Origin of the sequence: Dendronalium sp. ChiSLP03b, assembly GCF_034531165.2 — a bacterium.
Lineage (GTDB): Bacteria > Cyanobacteriota > Cyanobacteriia > Cyanobacteriales > Nostocaceae > Dendronalium > Dendronalium minutum.
In genome coordinates this window covers 151,393-172,708 of record NZ_JAVRBR020000016.1, presented here as the reverse complement: position 1 = coordinate 172,708, position 21,316 = coordinate 151,393, and the positions used below count along the sequence as shown (strand labels likewise).

Annotated in this window: 12 protein-coding genes; 10 read left to right on the top strand and 2 right to left on the bottom strand. The window is 41.4% G+C overall.

Annotation, left to right across the window (positions count from 1 at the left end):
* Window positions 1–104: 104 nt before the first annotated feature.
* Entirely contained in the window at window positions 105–1,880 is a 1,776-nt protein-coding gene (gene ribBA, locus RMY31_RS03955) for a bifunctional 3,4-dihydroxy-2-butanone-4-phosphate synthase/GTP cyclohydrolase II (protein ID WP_322656978.1), read from the bottom strand.
* Window positions 1,881–2,355: 475 nt separating this feature from the next.
* On the opposite strand from ribBA, the gene argC reads away from it, so the two are divergent.
* Window positions 2,356–3,414, top strand: a complete 1,059-nt coding sequence (gene argC / locus RMY31_RS03950; RefSeq protein WP_322656977.1) for an N-acetyl-gamma-glutamyl-phosphate reductase — start codon at window positions 2,356–2,358, stop codon at window positions 3,412–3,414.
* 60 nt (window positions 3,415–3,474) lie between these two features.
* Here argC and eno read toward each other — a convergent pair whose 3' ends face one another.
* Window positions 3,475–4,764 (bottom strand): phosphopyruvate hydratase, encoded by a 1,290-nt coding sequence (gene eno / locus RMY31_RS03945; protein ID WP_322656976.1) that lies wholly within the window; start codon window positions 4,762–4,764, stop codon window positions 3,475–3,477.
* 458 nt (window positions 4,765–5,222) lie between these two features.
* On the opposite strand from eno, the gene gloA reads away from it, so the two are divergent.
* The 9 genes from gloA to hpsB all read left to right on the top strand — a co-directional run bounded on the left by gloA (window position 5,223) and on the right by hpsB (window position 21,297).
* A complete protein-coding gene (gloA, locus tag RMY31_RS03940; protein ID WP_322656975.1) occupies window positions 5,223–5,657 on the top strand; it encodes a lactoylglutathione lyase in 435 nt (144 codons plus the stop codon).
* A 520-nt stretch (window positions 5,658–6,177) separates the two neighbouring features.
* A complete protein-coding gene (gene clpB, locus RMY31_RS03935) occupies window positions 6,178–8,847 on the top strand; it encodes an ATP-dependent chaperone ClpB (RefSeq protein WP_322656974.1) in 2,670 nt (889 codons plus the stop codon).
* Between the two features lie 530 nt (window positions 8,848–9,377).
* On the top strand, window positions 9,378–10,340 hold the full coding sequence (gene hpsE / locus RMY31_RS03930; protein WP_322656973.1) for a hormogonium polysaccharide biosynthesis glycosyltransferase HpsE: 963 nt from the start codon (window positions 9,378–9,380) through the stop codon (window positions 10,338–10,340).
* Window positions 10,337–11,341, top strand: a complete 1,005-nt coding sequence (locus tag RMY31_RS03925; protein WP_322656972.1) for a glycosyltransferase — start codon at window positions 10,337–10,339, stop codon at window positions 11,339–11,341. The genes hpsE and RMY31_RS03925 overlap by 4 nt, the downstream gene beginning before the upstream one ends.
* An 88-nt stretch (window positions 11,342–11,429) precedes the next feature.
* Window positions 11,430–12,383 carry a glycosyltransferase gene (locus RMY31_RS03920; RefSeq protein ID WP_322656971.1) on the top strand — a complete coding sequence of 318 codons (954 nt, stop codon included), beginning with the start codon at window positions 11,430–11,432 and terminating at the stop codon, window positions 12,381–12,383.
* A gap of 257 nt (window positions 12,384–12,640) precedes the next feature.
* Window positions 12,641–14,623, top strand: coding sequence for a molecular chaperone HtpG (gene htpG / locus RMY31_RS03915; RefSeq protein ID WP_322656970.1), 1,983 nt, complete (start codon window positions 12,641–12,643; stop codon window positions 14,621–14,623).
* A 157-nt stretch (window positions 14,624–14,780) separates the two neighbouring features.
* Window positions 14,781–15,017, top strand: coding sequence for a 50S ribosomal protein L28 (gene rpmB / locus RMY31_RS03910; protein WP_322656969.1), 237 nt, complete (start codon window positions 14,781–14,783; stop codon window positions 15,015–15,017).
* A 476-nt stretch (window positions 15,018–15,493) separates the two neighbouring features.
* Window positions 15,494–20,569 carry a hormogonium polysaccharide biosynthesis protein HpsA gene (hpsA, locus tag RMY31_RS03905; RefSeq protein WP_322656968.1) on the top strand — a complete coding sequence of 1,692 codons (5,076 nt, stop codon included), beginning with the start codon at window positions 15,494–15,496 and terminating at the stop codon, window positions 20,567–20,569.
* 23 nt (window positions 20,570–20,592) lie between these two features.
* On the top strand, window positions 20,593–21,297 hold the full coding sequence (gene hpsB / locus RMY31_RS03900) for a hormogonium polysaccharide secretion pseudopilin HpsB (protein WP_322656967.1): 705 nt from the start codon (window positions 20,593–20,595) through the stop codon (window positions 21,295–21,297).
* The last annotated feature ends 19 nt before the right edge of the window (window positions 21,298–21,316 follow it).

The following is a 21,316-nucleotide window of genomic DNA, read 5'->3' as shown; positions in this document are numbered from 1 at the left end:
TTCTCTACCGAACAAAAGTTCAGTTGCTTCAAGTCAGCAGAGGTTAAATTCTCTTCTGCATCCTGCTTCTTACCTCCGGACTCTTTTAAAGAATATAGAAAAAATTAACTAGACTCTTTACTAAAGCTATAAATTTTCTGCTTTTCCAAGCGATCGCTAATTGAGGAAGGTAGTGTATCCAAAGAGAAAGTTTGGCGATCGAGTTGAACTTGCAAATTACTCAGGGGATCGCTACCAGAAGAAATCAGAAATTCTAACTTTTGGATGTAAGGCAAAGTCGCTAGTTTATCCAATATTTGGAATATTGCTTCCAGGTAAGGATGACCACTCTGGCGATACCAATCGCAACTAGCAACTTTGGGTTGGTCAAAACCTAAATGTACTGTTAAGGATGGGTCGTCAAACAAAGCAAGTCCTAGAGGACGCGCTTCTTCTTGCAACAATAAATCATGACTCCTCGCTAAATGTCGCAATTTTTCTAAACGTTCATAGCGTTTCGTCACCAATTGCGGGTCGTCTTGCCAGTGCAGCGCTACCGTCACTAAATACGTCTGCAACAGCATATGACCCAGTTTTTTTGCCTTTGTTGCTAGGTAATACGAATTGTAGTCATTCGCCTCAATTAACAAAGGCACGCGATCGACTACTTCCAACCCATAACCTTTGACACCCGCAATTTTGCGAGGATTATTGGTAATTAGGCGAATATTTTTGATACCCAAATCCATGAGCATTTGCGCTCCCATGCCGTAGTCGCGCAAATCAGCCGGAAATCCCAAGCGCTCGTTTGCCTCTACTGTATCCAGTCCCATATCCTGTAACGAGTAGGCTTTAAGCTTATTAATTAAGCCGATGCCTCGTCCTTCTTGGCGCAAGTAAACGACTACACCTTGACCGGCATTTTCAATCATTTTCAGCGCTGCTTGTAGCTGCATTCTACAGTCACAGCGCAAAGAACCTAAAGCATCACCAGTTAAACATTCTGAATGCATCCGCACCATTACTGGCTCATCTTGGAAGTGAGCGGGGTTGCCCTTGACAATGGCAACATGTTCGCTGTTATCTAAAGTGTGGCGGTAAGCATAGATTTGGAAGTTACCGAACTGGGTGGGTAGTTCGGCAATACTTTCGCGAATGACTAAGCGATCGTGTTGTAGGCGGTAGCTAATTAAATCAGCAATACTAATAATTTTTAACTGATGATGTCGAGCATATTCAAATAACTGAGGCAACCGCGCCATCGAACCATCAGAGTTTTGAATTTCACAAATTACCCCTGCTGGGTACAACCCTGCTAATCGTGCTAAGTCTACACCAGCTTCCGTATGTCCTGCTCGTTTGAGTACTCCTCCCACCTTAGCCCGAATCGGGAAAATATGACCAGGACGACGTAAATCCAACGGTTTTGTCGCTGGGTTAAGTGCCACCTGGATAGTCTTGGCACGGTCTTCTGCTGAAATGCCTGTACTTACACCTAAATGCGGGCCGGCATCAATACTAACAGTAAAAGCAGTCTGGTTAGTATCTGTAATATTGCTCACCATCAATGGTAAGTCTAGTTCATCTAAGCGATCGCCTGTCATCGCCAGACAAATTAGCCCTCTTGCTTCCACCGCCATAAAATTAATCATGTCGGGTGTAGCAAACTGAGCGGCACAAATCAAGTCACCTTCATTTTCTCTATTTTCGTCATCTACTACAACGATGACACGACCTGCTTTTAGGTCTGCCAAGGCAGCATCAATCGAATCAAATTCAAACGTTTGAGTTGAGGAGGGAGCGCTATGAGTAGTTTTCTCTTGAGGAGCCACACTCGTGCGCGGATCTTCCCCATTAGGGGGAGTAGCATGAGACTGCCGTGTAGGCTTAGGCGTTGACACAGAGGATTTCCAGCTACCAATAGTAAATTTTTTTAACAATTTCTTATTGTAAATTGTAGCTCCTTTGTATGGCAGAGAAGTAGACTAGCAATGATTTGATAACATGTCAAAAATTTCTGCCGCTAAAATTGGGGTTTAGTACTAAAGTGCAGCGATAAGTAGAAAACAGGAAGCAGGAAGAGAAGTTGCCAGGAGGGTTTCCCTCCAAGCAACTTTGGGGAAGCAGTAAAAGACGAGGGGACGCGGTGGCTCCTCAGCACTTTCACTAGATTGGATCTGCCCTCACAGAAAATTCCTCTGGGTCGGAAACTGGTGATAATCTGGCTGGTGAGAGTGTAAATATCGCAGAACCTAAAGTATGGAGCTAAAAATACTCCAACTTGGTTTAAATGGTGTTTTTTGCGCCTTGCGTCTGGTAGTTGATAGTTAATGACTGACAACGAATTAATCAAAAGCGGATAAGGATTTCATAATCATGGGCAATTTTAGACGCGTACCCGTTGGGATTGTTGGCGCGTCAGGCTATGGCGGAGTACAGCTGGTGCGATTATTGATGGAGCATCCAGAAGTCGAACTAGCTTATTTAGGTGGTGAGAGTAGTGCGGGAAAATCCTTTGCGGATCTCTACCCGCATTTAGCTCATGCAGTTAACTTGCCAATAGAGGCTGTAGAACCAGAAATAATCGCTCACCGTTGTGAAGTGGTGTTTCTCTCTTTACCAAATGGTCTGGCTTGCCAAATTGCACCAAAACTGGTGGAAAAAGGATGTAAGGTACTGGATTTGAGTGCTGACTACCGATTTAGCGATCTGGCAACTTATACCACTTGGTATGGTGCAGAGAGAAGCGATCGCACCACTGCCGCCACAGCAGTGTATGGATTACCCGAACTTTATCGCGATCGCATTAGCGAAGCACAGCTTGTTGGCTGTCCTGGTTGCTATCCTACCGCCAGCCTCTTAGCACTTTCGCCACTTCTCAAGCAAGGCTTAATCGTCCCGGAAACGGCCATCATAGATGCCAAGTCTGGCACATCTGGCGGCGGACGGCAAGCCAAAGTTAACTTGTTGTTAGCTGAGGCAGATAATTCATTAGCAGCATATGGTGTTGTTCGTCACCGCCATACCCCGGAAATCGAGCAAGTATGCAGCGAGTTGGCGGGTCACGAAGTAACAATCCAATTTACACCTCACCTCATCCCAATGGTACGGGGGATTTTGGCAACCGTATATGCTACACTGCGCGATCCCGGACTAGTACGAGATGACTTAATCACGATTTATACAGCTTTTTACCGCAATTCACCTTGGGTAAAAGTGTGCGAAAGTGGCGTTTATCCCCAAACAAAGTGGGCTAGTGGCAGCAATCTTTGTTACATCGGTGTAGAAGCTGACCCACGCACTGGACGCGTGATTGTCATGTCAGCCATTGACAACCTGATTAAAGGTCAGGCAGGCCAAGCAATTCAGTGTCTAAACCTCATGATGGGCTGGGATGAAACCTTAGGATTGCCCAAGTTGGGATTTTATCCCTAATTGGGTATTGGGGACTGGGTATTGGGAAGAATTTATTACCTAGTCCCCAGTCCCCAGTATCTACTTCGGTCCTAAACCCACAGCACCAGCATAAAGGGCGCGATCGCCTAATTCATCTTCAATTCGCAGCAAGCGATTGTATTTTGCTACGCGTTCGCTACGACAAAGAGAACCTGTCTTAATTTGACCTGCTCGGGTGGCTACGGATAGGTCGGCGATCGTTGTGTCTTCAGTTTCACCAGAACGATGGCTAATTACTGACCGGAAACCGTTGCGAGTTGCCAAATCAATCGTTTCTAAAGTTTCGGTGAGCGAACCAATTTGATTGAGTTTAATCAAAATGGCGTTACCGGCTTTTTCCTGGATACCTTTTTGCAAGCGAGTGGCGTTAGTAACAAACAAATCATCACCCACCAACTGTACCCGCGAACCTAATTTCTGGGTGAGCAATTGCCAATTAAGCCAATCTTCTTCATGTAATCCATCCTCAATTGACACGATGGGATACTGGTCAACCAATTGTCCTAAGTAATCAACAAACTCTGTAGGGGCATGAGGTTTACCGTCATAGATGTACTGCCCTTCTTTGTAAAACTCGCTAGCTGCGACATCCAATGCCAATGCTACTTCTTCCCCTGGCTTGTAACCAGCCTTCTCAATGGCAGCAACCAATAACTCCAAAGCTATCTGATTAGACTCAAGGTTAGGAGCAAAACCGCCTTCATCTCCAACGCCAGTGAGTAAACCTTTATCATCCAAAACTTTGCTGAGAGTAGCAAACACCTCCGCACCCCAGCGTAATGCTTCCCGGAAAGAAGATGCGCCAATGGGGACAATCATAAATTCTTGAAAATCCACATTGTTTGCCGCATGTGCCCCACCGTTAATCACATTCATCAACGGCACTGGCAACAAATTCGCTAAAGGCCCGCCTAAATAGCGATATAAGGGAATTGCCAAAGACTCAGCACCAGCTTTAGCAACTGCTAGGGAAACCGCCAAAATCGCATTAGCACCTAAGTTGGATTTATTTCCCGAACCATCTAGGGCAATCATTGTGCGGTCTAGTAGTTCCTGGTTGAGAGCATCCAAGTTTAACAATTTTGGGGCAAATACTTCTTGGACGTTTTGCACCGCCTTGAGTACTCCTTTGCCTCCATAACGACTTTTGTCGCCGTCACGCAGTTCGTGCGCCTCAAAAGTGCCAGTAGAGGCACCGCTAGGAACCTGTGCCAGTCCTACAGCACCGTTTACCAAATGCACTTCGGCTTCAATTGTCGGTCTGCCGCGCGAGTCAAGAATTTCGCGGGCTGCGATCGCCTCAATGGCAGTATCTAGAATATTACTCATCTGTGCTTTATCCTTTGTTTGAGTCCGTTCTTAATGTTGTTCGCATACAGTCCAGTAACTTAGCCCAATCGTTAGCATAGGCTTTTAGAGGAGTTTGTCGGCTGAGATTAAAGAAGATTTCCAGAGTTTGGGTAAATCGATTGGCAGATGCACAGAATTTGGTGAGGCAGCACGGTAAGGTAGCCCCCGCACCCGAAGGGATTGTGAATTATTTTTTAGTTAAAAGTCAACCGAAGGTACACCTCATAGAAACGAGCGTCACCCAACGAGGGATTCCCCCGTTAAAGCAAGTGACGTAGCAAGACGTGGTAATGCGGAGAATTTATCACTAATACTCTCCGCGTCCCCGTGTCCCTACCTCTGCTTGTCCCCCTTAGTCTCTTCTCTACTTTGAGACTTTAAGCTTTGTAAAATGTTGGTAGATAACAAAACTGAAGCAATTACAGAGAAAGGTCATTATGCGATTACTGCACACAATGCTACGGGTAGGCAACCTTGAAGAGTCTTTGAAATTTTACTGCGATTTTCTGGGAATGAAATTACTGCGTAGAAAAGATTATCCAGGGGGAGAATTTACCTTAGCTTTTATTGGCTACGGCGACGAAAGCGACAACACAGTGCTAGAACTAACCTACAACTGGGGGGTAGAAAAGTACGAATTGGGTAATGCTTACGGTCACATTGCCCTTGGTGTTGATGATATTTATGCTACCTGTGAGGTAATCAAAAATCGTGGTGGTAAAGTAGTGCGGGAACCAGGGCCGATGAAACACGGTTCGACGGTAATTGCTTTTATCGAAGATCCAGATGGGTACAAAATTGAACTTATTCAATTGGGCACTCAGGGGTCAGCTGTCAAACAGGCAACATCAGAACAACTTGTGACCCAGTAATTATGTATGGGAGCAGGGGAACATGAGGGAGAAGGCTTTGCCTAGGGAAAGGGGTAAAGGGTAAAAAAAGGAATTAAACAAAGTTCTTCAACTTTCTCTTTTACCCCTGTTCTGAACCTTTTCCCTGTCATTCCTGCCTCCTGACTTCTTTCACGCCGCTCGCGATAGTTTCTATGACACCATCTGCCACAGTACTATCAGAATGGTGTTTTCGTTTTAAATTAGGGAATAGGTAATGAATCAAGCTATTACCAATTACTCACCCCAAATTGCAACCGCAGATACACGCGGATACACACTGATAGTGTTTGGATAATTATTTGGGAGGTAGATACTGGAAAATTATCAAGGATGAAGCATGAAATTTTTCAGTCTACTCTACATTACAGGACACGCTAAACAACTTACCCTCCCTTAAAAAGTCGCTTTCAACTGGGCGTAGAAAGTCTTTAGCTCTCCTCAATTCCCAATCTTTACAATAAACTTCAAAATCTAAAATCCAAAATCCAAAATCGTAAAGATGCAGCCTACAGATCCCAATAAATTTACTGATAAAGCCTGGGAAGCAATTGTTAAATCTCAGGATATAGTCCGTGCATATCAACAACAGCAATTAGATGTTGAACATTTAATCATTGCCCTGATAGAAGAACCTACTAGCTTAGCACTCCGAATCCTTGCTCGAGCCGAGGTCGATCCGATCCGCTTGCAACAGCAATTAGAAGCTTTTACTCAACGTCAACCTAAAGTTGGCAAAAGCGATCAGCTTTATCTCGGTCGTAGCTTAGACGTTATGCTAGACCGAGCCGAGGAATTTAGAGTCAAGATGGAAGATTCCCACGTCTCCGTGGAACATATGCTCTTAGCCTTTGCTGAAGATGAACGCATCGGACGGCGGATACTCAAAAATTTGAACGCGGACAGCACCAAGCTAGAGGCCGCTACCAAAACCGTTCGTGGTAGACAAAAGGTGACAGATCAAAACCCAGAGTCTCGCTACGAAGCCTTACAAAAATTTGGCAGGAACTTGACAGACCAAGCAAAATCTGGAAAACTCGACCCGGTTATTGGACGAGATGACGAAATTCGTCGGGTGATTCAGGTTTTGTCCCGTCGTAGCAAAAATAACCCTGTGCTGATTGGTGAACCTGGGGTGGGTAAAACTGCGATCGCTGAAGCTTTGGCACAGCGGATGGTCAATGGAGACGTTCCCGAATCTTTGAAAAACCGAAAGCTAATATCTTTAGATATTGGTAGTTTAATTGCTGGAGCTAAATACAGAGGAGAATTTGAAGACCGTCTAAAAGCTGTACTCCGGGAAGTTACGGAATCTAACGGTGACATTGTTCTGTTTATTGATGAACTGCACACCGTCGTTGGTACTGGTTCCAATCAACAAGGGTCGATGGATGCGGGGAATTTACTCAAACCAATGCTGGCGCGAGGAGAACTGCGTTGCATTGGAGCAACCACCCTAGACGAATATCGCAAATACATTGAAAAAGATGCCGCATTAGAACGCCGCTTTCAGCAAGTATTTGTAGATCAGCCCAGTGTGGAAAATACAATTTCCATCCTCCGAGGGTTGAAAGAACGCTATGAAGTCCATCACAACGTCAAAATTTCTGATTCAGCACTGGTGGCAGCTGCAACCTTATCAGCTCGATATATTTCTGACCGCTTCTTACCAGATAAAGCCATAGATTTGGTAGATGAAGCAGCCGCCCAGCTGAAAATGGAGATTACTTCTAAACCAGCAGAATTGGAAACCATTGACCGCCGCTTGATGCAGCTAGAAATGGAAAAGCTATCATTGGCTAGCGAAGAAAAAAGTATTTCCCCAACTAGAGAACGTTTGCAGCGAATTGAGCAAGAAATTACTACTTTGACTATCAAACAGCAGGAATTTAACGAGCAATGGCAAGGCGAAAAGCAGCTATTGGAGGCTATTAGTGGCTTAAAGAAAGAAGAAGATGCCTTGCGAGTACAAATTGAGCAGGCAGAACGTGCTTATGATTTGAATAAAGCTGCTCAATTGAAGTATGGCAAATTGGAAGGCGTGCAACGCGATCGCGAAGCCAAAGAAGCCAAACTTTTAGAAATTCAAAGCCAAGGTTCTACCCTACTGCGGGAACAAGTCACGGAAGCTGATATTGCGGAAATTGTCGCCAAATGGACAGGAATCCCCGTAAATCGTCTCTTGGAATCAGAACGTCAAAAATTGCTGCAACTCGAAAGTCATTTACACGAACGAGTTATTGGACAACAAGAAGCAGTATCCGCTGTAGCAGCAGCAATTCGCCGCGCCCGTGCGGGAATGAAAGACCCAAGTCGTCCCATTGGTTCATTTTTGTTCATGGGCCCCACAGGTGTAGGTAAAACCGAACTCGCCCGTGCTTTAGCTCAGTTTCTCTTTGATTCTGATGATGCACTGGTGCGCCTGGATATGTCCGAGTACATGGAAAAACACTCAGTTTCCCGCCTCGTGGGAGCGCCTCCAGGATATATTGGCTATGAAGAAGGCGGTCAACTTTCCGAAGCCATTCGCCGCCATCCTTATTCGGTGATACTGCTAGATGAAGTGGAAAAGGCACATCCCGATGTGTTCAATATTTTATTGCAGGTATTGGATGATGGGAGAATTACTGATTCTCAGGGAAGAACAGTAGATTTTAGTAACACTGTCATTGTGATGACCAGCAACATTGGCAGCGAACATATCTTAGATATATCTGGTGATGATACTAAGTATGAATTGATGCAAAGACGAGTAACGGATGACTTGCGATCGCATTTTCGCCCCGAATTTCTCACCCGCGTTGATGATATCATTATCTTCCATGCCCTGAGTCGTGCGGAAATGCGACACATCATCCGCATTCAACTCAAGCGAGTAGAAAATCTTCTGCGAGAGCAAAAAATCTCTTTTGACATATCTTCCGCAGCTTGCGATCATCTAGTGGAAGCAGGTTATGACCCAGTTTACGGCGCGCGCCCACTAAAGCGGGCAATTCAGCGGGAAGTAGAAAATGCGATCGCTACCAAATTATTGGAGAATACTTTTATCTCTGGAGACACAATTTTCATTGACAAAGGTGAGCAGGGTCTGACTTTTAGTAAAAAAGCGTTACCAAAGGTGACAGTAACACAAACTGCTGTCAAGTTATTGGAATCATCGGCTGAGTCTTGAAACAAGACAAGAGATCGGAAAATCACAAAGAGGAGAGCAGGATATTTTCTGTCTTCCTGCCCTACCTTTTCCTGAAAATCCTATTGGGATTTAGACAAAAAATACCCAGAAAAATAACTCAAATATATAGACAAAGAGACTTTGACATCGTTTTGCCTAGTCTCTTGATATATCTAAGTTTCAGGCGTTTTTGAATATTTGGTGTATTTTCCTTGCCCTGCATAGGTTTGAGGCTTATTGATTTCCAAAAAATATTTAAGTCTTGCTATGCTATTCTCACGTTAAATTAACATGACGTGAGCTTCCAACGAACAGCATTCGTTATGCCTTAAAAGAAACAATCTAGTTTTCTAGAAGTTTGATGAATGTCTCCCCAACCCTTCTGCGACGCAAAGAGGGACTTATATCAAGTCCGGGTAATCACTTGTTTTAATCTCTTATAATGCAAAGCATTCAACTTGAATTTTTCAACTGCTCCATGGGAATAATAAAACTGTCAGCATATTTGAGATGATTCCTGGTTCACCGTTATGTCTATTGACTTTACTGTAGCCATCCCCACTTACAACGGGATAAACCGTTTACCTAAAGTTCTGGAATGTTTACGAAGCCAAAAAGATCTAGAAAACCTCAAATGGGAAATTATTGTTGTTGATAACAATAGTACAGATGATACAGCAAAGCTTGTCCAGGAATACCAAGCTAGCTACAGTGAACATTTACCCTTACGCTACTGTTTTGAACCAGAACAAGGATTAGCTTTTGCCAGAAGTAGAGCAGTTAAAGAAGCTCAAGGTGAATTTGTCGGTTTTTTAGATGATGATAATTTACCTGCATCCAACTGGGTAATTGCAGCATACAAATTTGGGCAAGAACATCCAAAAGTAGGTGCATATTCCAGTCAAATTCATGGTTTATTTGAAGTCGAACCTTCACAACACCTCAAACAAATTCTGTTTTACCTAGCCATTAATGAAAGAGGTTCCCAAGCACATTTATATGAACCTCGCAAAAAAGGATTTCCTCCTGGCGCAGGATTAGTTGTACGTCGCCAAGTATGGCAAGAAAATGTCCCACGGCATCTTTTTTTAATAGGTAGAGTTGGTTCATCAATGTTACCTGGCGAAGATTCAGAAGCTTTATTCTATATCCATAAAGCAGGTTGGGAAATTTGGTATAACCCAGCAATGGAAATGGAACATATTATCCCATCTTGGAGATTAGAGAGAAATTACTTAATTTCCCTGATGCGTGGTATTGGTCTAAGCCGTTACTATTTGCGGTTGTTACTACTTAAAAACTGGCAAAAACCATTTGCTTTCTTGATCTACTTAGTGAATGATTTACGTAAATTAGTATTATATTTTATTCATTATCACAAATTAATTAAAATTGATACAGTTGCTGCTGCCGAAATGGAAAGGCTTTTTGCCACTTTTATTAGTCCTTTTTATTTTGGAAAATTAAATATTAATAAGCATTTTAAAAGATGAATAACATAAATAATTATACACCCATTATAACCGTAATAATTCCAGTATTTAATGGAGAAAAAACTATTAAAGAAACTATTAATTCTATTTTACAGCAAACTTTTACTCAGTTTGAATTAATAGTTATTAATGCAGATTCAACAGACTCAACATTAAACATTATTTATCAAATAAAAGACTCTCGTATAAAAGTATTTTCTTATCCAAAAGCCAATGTAGCTGTAAATCGGAATCGCGGATTTCATCACTCTTATGGAGAATTTATCACATTTATAGATGCGGATGATATTTGGACATCCAACAAACTAGAAGCTCAATACAAAGCTTTAGTAGAATATCCCGAAGCTGCGGTTGCTTACAGTTGGACTAATTGCATAGATGAAACAGGTAAGTTTTTACGTAAATGTTCCTATGTTCAATGGACAGGAGATGTCTATCATAAATTATTGCTAGATGATTTTATCGGCAGTGGTTCCAATGTCATGATTCGCAGGAATGCTTTTATAGCAGTTGGTGGATTTAATGAGTCACTAAGTAATGCTCAAGATACAGATTTATGGTTACGCTTAGCAGCAAGTTATCATTTTGTTTCTATTCCAGAATCACAAATTTTGTATCGTGTTTCTGCTCAGTCAATGTCTTCTGATATTTTAGGACTGGAGAAATCTAATTTACAGGTGATCGCACAAGCTTTTAATCACAAAAAGGCTGAAACTCTACAACATTTAAAAAAATACAGTATTGCTAATTTATATAAATACTTAAGCTATAAAGTTTTAGATGTACCTCCAGGGCAGCAAAAAACTCTACAAGCAGTAAGAGTTATAGCAACAGCTATTAAAAGTGACCCCTCTCTTGCACTAAAGCCTATTGCGTTCAAAGCATTTTTGAAACTTATACTAATGACTCTACTACCTCCTAAGTGGGCTAGGAAATTATTTGCTAAGTTTCCCAAAATTTCTAATACTAGTACTTTTCTAGGATATGAAAAAAATTCTTAGTTCAAAGTCTATGTGCCAAATTCAATAATTTAAAACCTAAATTGATAAATTCTAAAAAATAATTAAATATTCATCATAATTAAAGTTAATGATAAATGAAATATCTGTAATTATTCCTGTCTACAATGGTGAAAAAACTATTAAAGAGACTATAGAATCAGTCTTAAATCAAAGTTTTAAATTCCTAGAACTTATCATTATTAACGATGGCTCAACTGATTCAACATTAGAAATTATTAAAAGTATAGATGATTCTCGGTTGCAAGTATTTTCTTATCCAAATGCTGGACTAGCAGCTAGCCGTAATCGAGGAATATCCCACTCAACAGGAAAATTTATTTCTTTCATTGATGCCGACGATCTCTGGACATTTGATAAACTAGAATCTCAAATCAAGGCATTACAAGACCATCCAAAGGCTGCTGTAGCCTATAGTTGGACTGATTATATTGACACTGAAGGCAAATTATTAAAATCAGGTAGACAAATCACTGCATGTGGTGATGTTTACAAGCAACTTATGTTGTGGAATTTTTTAGAAAATGGTTCTAACCCATTGATTCGTTCCGGTGCGCTAGAAGTAGTTGGTAATTTTGATGAGACACTCAGTGCAGCTGAAGACTGGGATATGTGGTTAAGGCTTGCTGCTTGTTATGAATTTGTAGGTGTACCAAAAGCTCAAATATTATATCGAGTCTCTGTCAACTCAATGTCCACCAATCTCAAAACGCAGGAAGTTGAGTCTTTAAAAGTAATTGAACGTGCTTTCACTCACTCAAAAGCTGAATCTCTACAGCATTTGAAAAAATATAGTTTTGCTCGACTCTACAAATACCTCACTTTTAAAGCATTAGAAGCCCCTCCAAAAGTACGTAAAAGTTGGATAGCTGCTCAATTTCTCTGGAATTGTATTAAATACGATCGCTCTGTGCTTAAGCAGAGAAAAATTATCTCGATCGCAGTCTTCAAGATTACTTTGGCTGGGCTATACTATCAACTTAGTCGGTTCAGTTTTTCCTCAAAAATCAAATGTACTAGGTAAGTGTATTTAAAGAAGTTAATAATTTAACGTAATATTTTGTAATAAATATTATGTAAATTGCACCGAGTAGGGAAATCCGAATCGCAGCTTGACGGCAAACAATCCTGAAAAAAGGAGCGATCGCCTGAGCTATACCTTTAAAATCCTAATTGGTATCACGCCCTCCTGTATACTCTGGGTTTACCTCTGAAACTAGAGGGTTAGGGTGTATTTGCCATAATCATAATTTCAGTTACTTACATCGAAGATTACCAATCATGCTAGAACAAGGCACTATCAGTATTCATACTGAGAATATTTTCCCGATTATCAAGAAGTCCCTCTACTCAGATCATCAGATATTCTTGCGGGAATTGGTATCCAACGCTGTAGACGCAATCCAAAAGCTGAACATGGTATCCCGTGCTGGGGAATATACGGGTGACATCGATGAACCGGAAATTCAAATTGCTATCGACAAAGACAAAAAGACCCTTGCCATAACCGATAACGGCATCGGGATGACAGCAGAGGAAGTTAAAAAGTACATCAATCAGGTTGCTTTCTCCAGTGCCGAAGAATTTATTCAAAAGTATCAAGGCAAATCAGACCAACCGATTATTGGTCACTTTGGTTTGGGGTTTTACTCCTCGTTCATGGTGGCGCAAAAAGTCGAAATTGATACTCTCTCTTACCAAGAAGGAGCGCAAGCTGTTCATTGGAGTTGCGATGGTTCCCCAGAATTCACCTTAGAAGACTCACCCCGCACAACTCGCGGTACCACTATTACCCTAACTCTCCAAGGAGAAGAGGAAGAATTTTTAGAATCCGCACGCATTAGAAATCTTGTTAAGACCTACTGTGACTTCATGCCAGTGCCAATCAAACTGGAAGGTGAGGTGATAAATAAGCAAAAGGCACCTTGGCGGGAATCTCCCAGTAACCTGAGTAAAGAAGAGTATTTAGAGTTTTACCGCTACCTGTACCCTTTTCAAGAAGAACCACTATTGTGGGTGCATCTAAATACTGACTACCCCTTTATCATCAACGGGATTTTGTATTTTCCCAAAATGAAGCCCGATGTAGATGTGACAAAAGGGCAAATCAAACTATTTTGTAATCAAGTTTTTGTCAGTGATAACTGTGAAGAAATTATCCCGCAATTTCTCACGCCGATGCGGGGTGTGATTGACAGCACCGACATTCCTCTAAACGTATCGCGTAGTGCCTTGCAAGGCGATCGCACTGTGCGGAAAATCGGCGATTATATAGCCAAGAAAGTAGGCGATCGCCTCAAAGAACTTTATCGCGACAACCGCGAACAATACATTAGTGCTTGGAAGGATCTTGGCACTTTTGTGAAATTTGGTGTTCTCAACGACGAGAAATTCAAAAAACAAATCGAAGACATCATCATCTTTCGTACCACGGTTAAAGTTGGTGAACAAGCTGCTGCCGAAACTCCAACAGTTGAGGTACAGTCCCAAGAAGGAGACATTTGGCAAGATGTCACCTCTACCTCACAGGACTCAACACCCGGCATTCCCTATACCACTCTGAAAGAATACTTAGAACGCAATAAAGAACGCCACGAGAATCGAGTTTTTTACTGCACTGATGAAGCTACTCAAGCAACTTACGTAGAACTACACAAAAACCAAGGTTTGGAAGTCCTGTTTATGGACTCCTTCATCGACACCCACTTTATCAACTTCCTTGAGCGGGAATACCAGGACGTTAAATTTACGCGGGTAGACTCCGATTTGGATAATACCCTACTGGATAAAGATAAAGCTGGCGAAATTGTTGATCCCAAGACGAATAAAACTCGCAGTGAAATCATCAAAGAGCTATTTGAGAACTCCCTCAACAAACCCAAGGTCAACATTCGCACCGAAGCTTTGAAGTCTGACAATCCCCAAGGGACACCACCTGCGATGGTACTGCTACCAGAAATTCTCCGCCGCCTGCGAGAAATGAACGCGATGATGCAGCAACAGTCAGCAGAGTTTCCCGAAGACCACATTTTGCTGGTGAATACCGCTCATCCCTTGATTCAAAATCTAGCGAATCTCAATCAAGGCAGTATCATTCAAGGTGATGGTCAATCACCTACAACGCAATTGGTGAACATGATTTGCCAACACGTTTATGATTTGGCGCTAATGTCTCAAAAAGGGTTTGACGCTGAAGGTATGAAATCCTTTGTTGAGCGTTCAAATGAGGTACTAACCAAGCTGACAGAACAAGCTAGTAAATAAGTGAGGAGTTAGGAGAAGAAGACGCAAAGAAGGGAAGACAGGGGGACGAGGACAAAGAACTACCCTCATTTGCCTCATCTTCTCCATCTCCTTTCTCTACCTAAGCCCTAAAATAGAAAAGTTGTAATAAAATCCAAGCAAACTGGAGATACTTGCTATGTCTCGTCGCTGTGAACTAACTGGTAAAAAAGCAAATAACGCCTTTGCAATTTCTCACTCTCACCGCCGTACCAAACGCCTGCAACACGCCAATCTGCAAACCAAGCGCGTTTGGTGGGCAGGTGGAAATCGCTGGGTAAAACTGAAGCTGTCTACCAAAGCCATCAAAACCCTAGAAATCAAAGGGTTAGAAGCAATGGCCAAAGAAGCTGGAATTAACTTGAATCATTACTAAATTTCTGAACCTAGGCATGTACTAGCAACCTTAGTACTTGGAAATTCATTTGTAATCGAGAATATTTACCCCATCAGCCTCCCATTTAGGGAGGTTTTTAATTACTTAATATTATTTTGTATCTGGCTGATATGTTTCCTTTAACAAGTGGGCATTATAAGCTTACTCCCCTAACTATATCTTCATGAAGTTGCCTTCAGGTGAGATACATTTTGAAAAAATTCATGTGAAGTTATGGTTTTTAACTACGAATTAATCAAATTCAGAAAAAATCAGTATTTTCCGGAAAATCTAAAAACTTAATAAATGGTATAACTAAAAAAACATTTTTCGTGCATATTTGCTGCATTTTGTAGCAGGTTAAATCCAGTAATTGCATAAATGAAAACCTTTTTTGTCTGTAAATTATATTTACAGGCATAGTTTTCAATTGCAAAAAAGAATTGGTAATCAAATTACTTGATAGGAAAGCAGCTATGTTTACAAAACGCCAGCTAGCCAAAACAATAAAAAAAATCTCCAAAGAAATTAGTAAAAGTTTTATATCTCCAATTAAAAAGCAAATTATTTGGCTACTACGAACTTTGTTTGTCACTAAGAGACGACGAAGTTCAGTAAATGCTGGTTTTGTGTTGCCAACAGTAGCAATGGTAGCGTTGGTAGTCATACTACTAACCACAGCAATTTTATTTAGGTCTTTTGAGCGTTCTAAAAATGCTAGTAATGTCCGTGTAAATGAGGCAGTTCTTAGCGCAGCATCACCCGCACTCGATCGGGCAAGGGCAAAAATTAATAAACTATTTCAAGACCCCAAATTACCGCGTTCAACTCCTTCAGACTTTTCACTTTACCAAGTTCTCACCAGTAGCATTAATCAATATACGTTTGGTGATGAGACGCAATTGAAACTGGTTAATGACTTCAATGGTACATCAGGTATTCAAACAAACACAGGTTCTTTAGACACAGAAGAAAGTCTTACTACTGCTTGGAAATATCCTGTAGATACTAACAATGACGGCAAATTTGATAGTTTTACATTGTATGGTGTTTACTTGCGATCGCCTAGTTCAGATCGCCCAAGAAGCCCTCTAGAGGCAAGAACACCACCAATGAATGAAACTGACAAGGGTACTCAATGTGATGAAGGAAGTACTACCAGCGCTCAACTGGTGGGTACCCAAGGTTGGTATAAAAGAGCTGGAACATTGAAAAGAGGTATTTTTGTTTATACAACTACAGTACCTATCACTGAAATACCGACAGGATTAACTTCTACTGAAGCTGCTAAATATCAGATATTTAAAGGTAATAAAGGCTTTGCTGCTCTGGAGTATGAGCAAGACAGGGAGCGTTTTCCTGTTAGCAATAATGCAGTACTGTATAACGATGACTTAGAAATTGCACCTGGAGGTGGACTGCGTTTAAATGGAAGGATTGTTACAAATGGTAATTTGTTAACTGGAAAAACTTTCGATCCAATCAGGCTTTATCTAGTTAGTAGTCCTAAGTCTTGTTACTACAGCGAAGGAAACAGCAAAATTATTGTTGGTGGTAATGTTTCTAATGGTCGTGTTGTAGATAACAATGACGATCTTGATACTAGTAACAGTGATGGTGTACAAGTAGATTTCTTTAAAAAAGCAGGGCCAGGTGGTAGCGATCGCGACTTTATTAATAGCACCAATAAAAGTGTAACTCTGTTCGGAAGCGATATTGCTTACAACAGTAAAGCATATGAGATGCGGATTGACCTTCTAGTGCGTGCTGCAAAGCTAACTGCTACTCTTCCTCAAGAAGTCACACAAGAGGTTACACGGCAAATAAATGCTGATGCTACTCTCGACTCAAATAAAGTAAGGGAAGAACAATTAAAAATTTACTTTAGAAAGCGTACACGCCGCGTTCCATATGCTGAAGTTCCTTTTGGAGACGAAGTAGCTTTAGCAATCAACAAAAGTCCAAATGTTGACTATACAACCAGCGATGTCCTTCAGGGCAGTAATAGTGATAATCTACGACCACCGGATAATTGGATATATCCGTATGCATTTAGCGATGGCATAACTCATGCAAATTACTCAGGGCTGCCAATTAAACTTAATGGCACGAATAAAATATATTTACCTACAACAGCAACCAAATTGCCAGAACCACAGGGCGATGAAGCAAGAATTGGCGATCGCATTGTAGTAGGCAATAACCTACCAGAAATCTGGTGGAATGGCACTAAATTTGTAAGTCAGTTAGATGGACTAGAAAGTGGTCAGTCAATTTCAAATAAACAATGGGATGCAACAGCTAGTGGTGTTACTAATCCCCGCAAGCGCTTTCCTCAAGTCCATGAGTTAGACGATTTAGGTATTACAGATCGAGATGATTTTTGGGAGAAGAAAGCCGCAGAACAGCCTCAAGGCGAGCTTGATGTGGTTGGCGGGTTACGTGTAATAACAGGTGCAGGCATTTATAAGCGTACTGGCTCTTTTCTGTCTACTCCTCCAACAAGACTTGATAATCCCAGTACTTTAAATATAGATGAATCGCTCTTGCCTGTGGTTTGGCCTGATTCAATGCCCATGTGGGATGACACAGATAAGGATGGCATACCTGAAACAACCGATCAAAGTGGTGATTTAATAATGCGGGCTACTGTTGTCTATCACTACAAGGACAACGCCTATAATCCCCAATCAGCAACTACTTATCAAACTCCAATTGCTTGTGTAAGCAGCTACTATGACTCCACTACTAGCCAATCTGCCATTAACCAAAACGGTTATCCTGATGTCCGCTTAAGAGATACTGACCCCAACACAGTTTGGAATACTACAGGATTAACTAATAACCCGAACCTAACTGGACTTGGTACTGTTGCTTCAACAGCTGCTGGCAGGTCTAACAATGGCGTGACCTACCAGTTTTCAGGCGCACAAGCTAGCACCATAAGTGGTATTTCAGTTTCTAATGGAATATTTTCTTATGCCTCTGGTGCAGACGATCCAACAGACTCTACGAAAACGCTAAAAGACCGACTCAGCTATCAAGCCAACTTGGTTTTTCCTAACGGACGCTTTGTAAATGAGCCTCTGCGTAAAGCTCTCACAAAAATATCCCAGAGTAAGCCACTCACTTTGTCTGAACAATCTGCTGCTGACTCTGCTATCTGCGCTCTGAAACTTGTAGACGGTTCTACTATGACACCTAGTGACAGTGTTATTCCCCACGGAGCTATTAGAGAAACTACCTTTTTGGATGCAAGGCAGATTAAGGCTATCGATCAACCAGGCACTTCTCAGCCAACTTACGATCTGGATGTTGAACAGCGCCAACCTTTAGAAATTCGTGCCACAGTATTAGATTTGAATCTACTGCGAAAAAAATCAATTGGAACAGGCGAATTTCTATTACCTAACAGCGGTATTATTTATGCAACTCGTGATGATGCATCACCAGACGCAAGCGATTCAACATCAGACCTCAGCTCTAATGATTTTAAACTAGACCCTAACCGTCGTCCTAACGGCATCATGCTAATTCATGGCAGTGACTTAAGTCGTAACACTACTTATAAGCCAGAAGAGAAGGGTCTAATTTTAGCAACAAATTTGCCAGTTTATATTAAAGGGAACTTTAATACTCACTCGCAAGAAGAGTTCGACAATACGACTCACAGCGAAAATTTAGATAGCACTTGGAGTAATTTCTACACTCGTACTTATCTTAATAGCAACTTCGCCTGTCGTAAGGATCAATTCACTGCTTGTACCACTGGTGAAACATGGCGACCTGCCACCGTCATAGCAGATGCCATTACTATCTTGTCTAATAATTTTCTCCTCGGTTTTCGTAACGAAGGTGACTATGATTTAAGAGATAACATAAGTGCTGCTGTAGGGTATGACTATGATGATATAGGTGGTATAACAACCAACGCAGTCACACTAAATGAAACCACTCTACAGTTAGACCTAGATGGTGATGGTAACTTAACAGATAATGTCACCACTATGAATGAAACGACTTTAGGAGTCGATTTAAACAGTGACGGTGATACAAGTGACAATGCTGTTAACATAACCGAGCAGAACATACCCAGCTTTATTGCTCGCAGACTAAATGGTTTCTGGGATAACAACTTCGTTACTAGTTTTGGCTGGATAGGTGACAATAACGGGAATTCTAATGTGTTAACAAATACTGTTGGTAACGCTGTTAAAAGTTCCTACTTCAACAACTTCGTCACCCCAATTCAACGTCAGACCAAATTTGCAGAGTACGTGATGGAAATATGTCGTAAACCAACAGTATCTGCGTGTAAGCCCAATGATTGGAGTGTTGGTTATGATACTGGTAGTGGTGTTGATTGGGATTATAAAGCAACTAGTTCTGGCACAAAGCGCATACTACCAAATAATTCAAGTTTCACAGTTGATAAACTGGGAGCAGGTACCACTGCTAGACCTGCCAAGAATGCAGCTGACCAACACTATCCTCGCCGAGTTGCTTTCTTGCGTGATACTAGTGGTAACTTAATTACCACTGGTACTGCTCCCAATCTCATACCAATTCCTTTAGGAATATCAGGTAATGATAACCCTGCTCTTAACGATACCGCAGGTAAAATATCCTATTATCCTTACGAAACAAGTAAGCTAATAGGAGGTATCATATTCCCTAAATTTAAGTTTGACAATGTACCCGCTAACAACAATCGACCCAGGCTAAATGACAGAGCTTTATGGTTTCAGACAATTAATGATTCTACAGGCAATTATTTCACAGGCAATTCTGATTATAGCTATAAATATTTTCTGTCGATTAAAAATATCAGTGGCCTTACTAATACTAGAAAAACAGATCAACCTTTATTAGTACCTGTCTTGCAAATCCACTATCCTTTTGGAAAGTCTGATGACAATCCTTTATCTAGTAAAAATGTAAAAGACGACAGTAATAATTGGTTACAAGTAGTTACTGATAACACTACAGAAACAAATCTTGCATTTGTTCAAGGTGACACCCCAGGACGACCAATAGAATCAAATGGCGGTTTAGAAAACTTTGTACGCTACTTGGAGAACTGGCAAGAAACCAAAAATCACAAGGTAGTTGGAGCATTCATTCAATACAAACGCAGTTCTTATGCTACAGCACCTTGGCAAACATTTACTGAGAGTTATACACAGAGTACAGGTTACAGCACCACAGAAACAGCTTTTGGATATCCGCAAGCATACAGAACTACTGTAAATAAGGTTGGTAACATAACCTTTGGTCGTACACCCTTTTATGTACAACCTAACCGTGCATGGGGTTTTGATGTAGCCTTGCTGACACAGTTGCCTGACTTGTTCTCTCAGCGTTTCACTTCACCAAATGTAGGAGATCCCAACGAATATTACAGAGAAGTCGGGCGAGACGATCGCTGGGTGCAAACTTTATTATGTGGCGCTACTACTGGTCAAGGATACGACTCTAGCGATGCTTCCTATGGCACTGGCTTCAAATACGCTATTAGCAAAGACCAACGTCCTAGTACCTGCCCTTCCTGATATTAACCCAAGTTGCTGAGATTATGATTCATCACAAACAACAGCAAGCATCTCCATCTAGTGAGTCTGGTTTCACCATCATTGAATCTTTAGTAGCAATTGTAATCGCTGCTATTTTGTTAAGTGCGATCGCGCCTGTGATTATCTTATCTGTGGCAACACGAGTACAAGCAAAACGCATTGAGACGGCAGCTGATGCAGCTAAAACCTACCTTGATGGTGTTAAATCAGGAACGATTACTGTTCCACCTACAACTGGTGAGTCTTCAGGCACTCCTATTAAAGTAAATGACTACAATGCTCCTTCATTAGGAACTTTGAATTGTAGCACTAACGCTTACTGTTCAGCACCATCAACTGATTTATACTGCATAGATGGTGATGGAGGTGGCTGTAGTATTAGCAGCGTAAATGATTTAGTAATCCAAGCGTTTCGGTATAACAAAGCTACCGTTACTACTGGTGGAGTCACCACTAATATTACCGATCCAGCCCAAGGCTATCAGTTAGGCATTCGTGTTTACAGAGCAGATGGCTTTAAAAGCGACGGGGTGAACTTGAAAAAAGCACCTAGTAAACAGAATACTTTTGCTGCGGGAGTAGGCGATCGTAAATCGCCATTAGTAGAAATGACAACAGAAATTTCCAATACTTCAACTACTTTCGAGAATATCTGTAACCGCCTCAAGGATACAGCTAATACTGAGTCTAATACTGCTTGCAACTAATAATTTCAATGCATGATGC

Bases quoted from the DNA above. Each gene is read 5' to 3' on its own strand.
- argC (WP_322656977.1), top strand. From the start codon at position 2,356: ATGGGCAATTTTAGACGCGTACCCGTTGGGATTGTTGGCGCGTCAGGC.
- eno (WP_322656976.1), bottom strand. From the start codon at position 4,764: ATGAGTAATATTCTAGATACTGCCATTGAGGCGATCGCAGCCCGCGAA.
- gloA (WP_322656975.1), top strand. From the start codon at position 5,223: ATGCGATTACTGCACACAATGCTACGGGTAGGCAACCTTGAAGAGTCT.
- clpB (WP_322656974.1), top strand. From the start codon at position 6,178: ATGCAGCCTACAGATCCCAATAAATTTACTGATAAAGCCTGGGAAGCA.
- hpsE (WP_322656973.1), top strand. From the start codon at position 9,378: ATGTCTATTGACTTTACTGTAGCCATCCCCACTTACAACGGGATAAAC.
- RMY31_RS03925 (WP_322656972.1), top strand. From the start codon at position 10,337: ATGAATAACATAAATAATTATACACCCATTATAACCGTAATAATTCCA.
- RMY31_RS03920 (WP_322656971.1), top strand. From the start codon at position 11,430: ATGATAAATGAAATATCTGTAATTATTCCTGTCTACAATGGTGAAAAA.
- htpG (WP_322656970.1), top strand. From the start codon at position 12,641: ATGCTAGAACAAGGCACTATCAGTATTCATACTGAGAATATTTTCCCG.
- rpmB (WP_322656969.1), top strand. From the start codon at position 14,781: ATGTCTCGTCGCTGTGAACTAACTGGTAAAAAAGCAAATAACGCCTTT.
- hpsA (WP_322656968.1), top strand. From the start codon at position 15,494: ATGTTTACAAAACGCCAGCTAGCCAAAACAATAAAAAAAATCTCCAAA.
- hpsB (WP_322656967.1), top strand. From the start codon at position 20,593: ATGATTCATCACAAACAACAGCAAGCATCTCCATCTAGTGAGTCTGGT.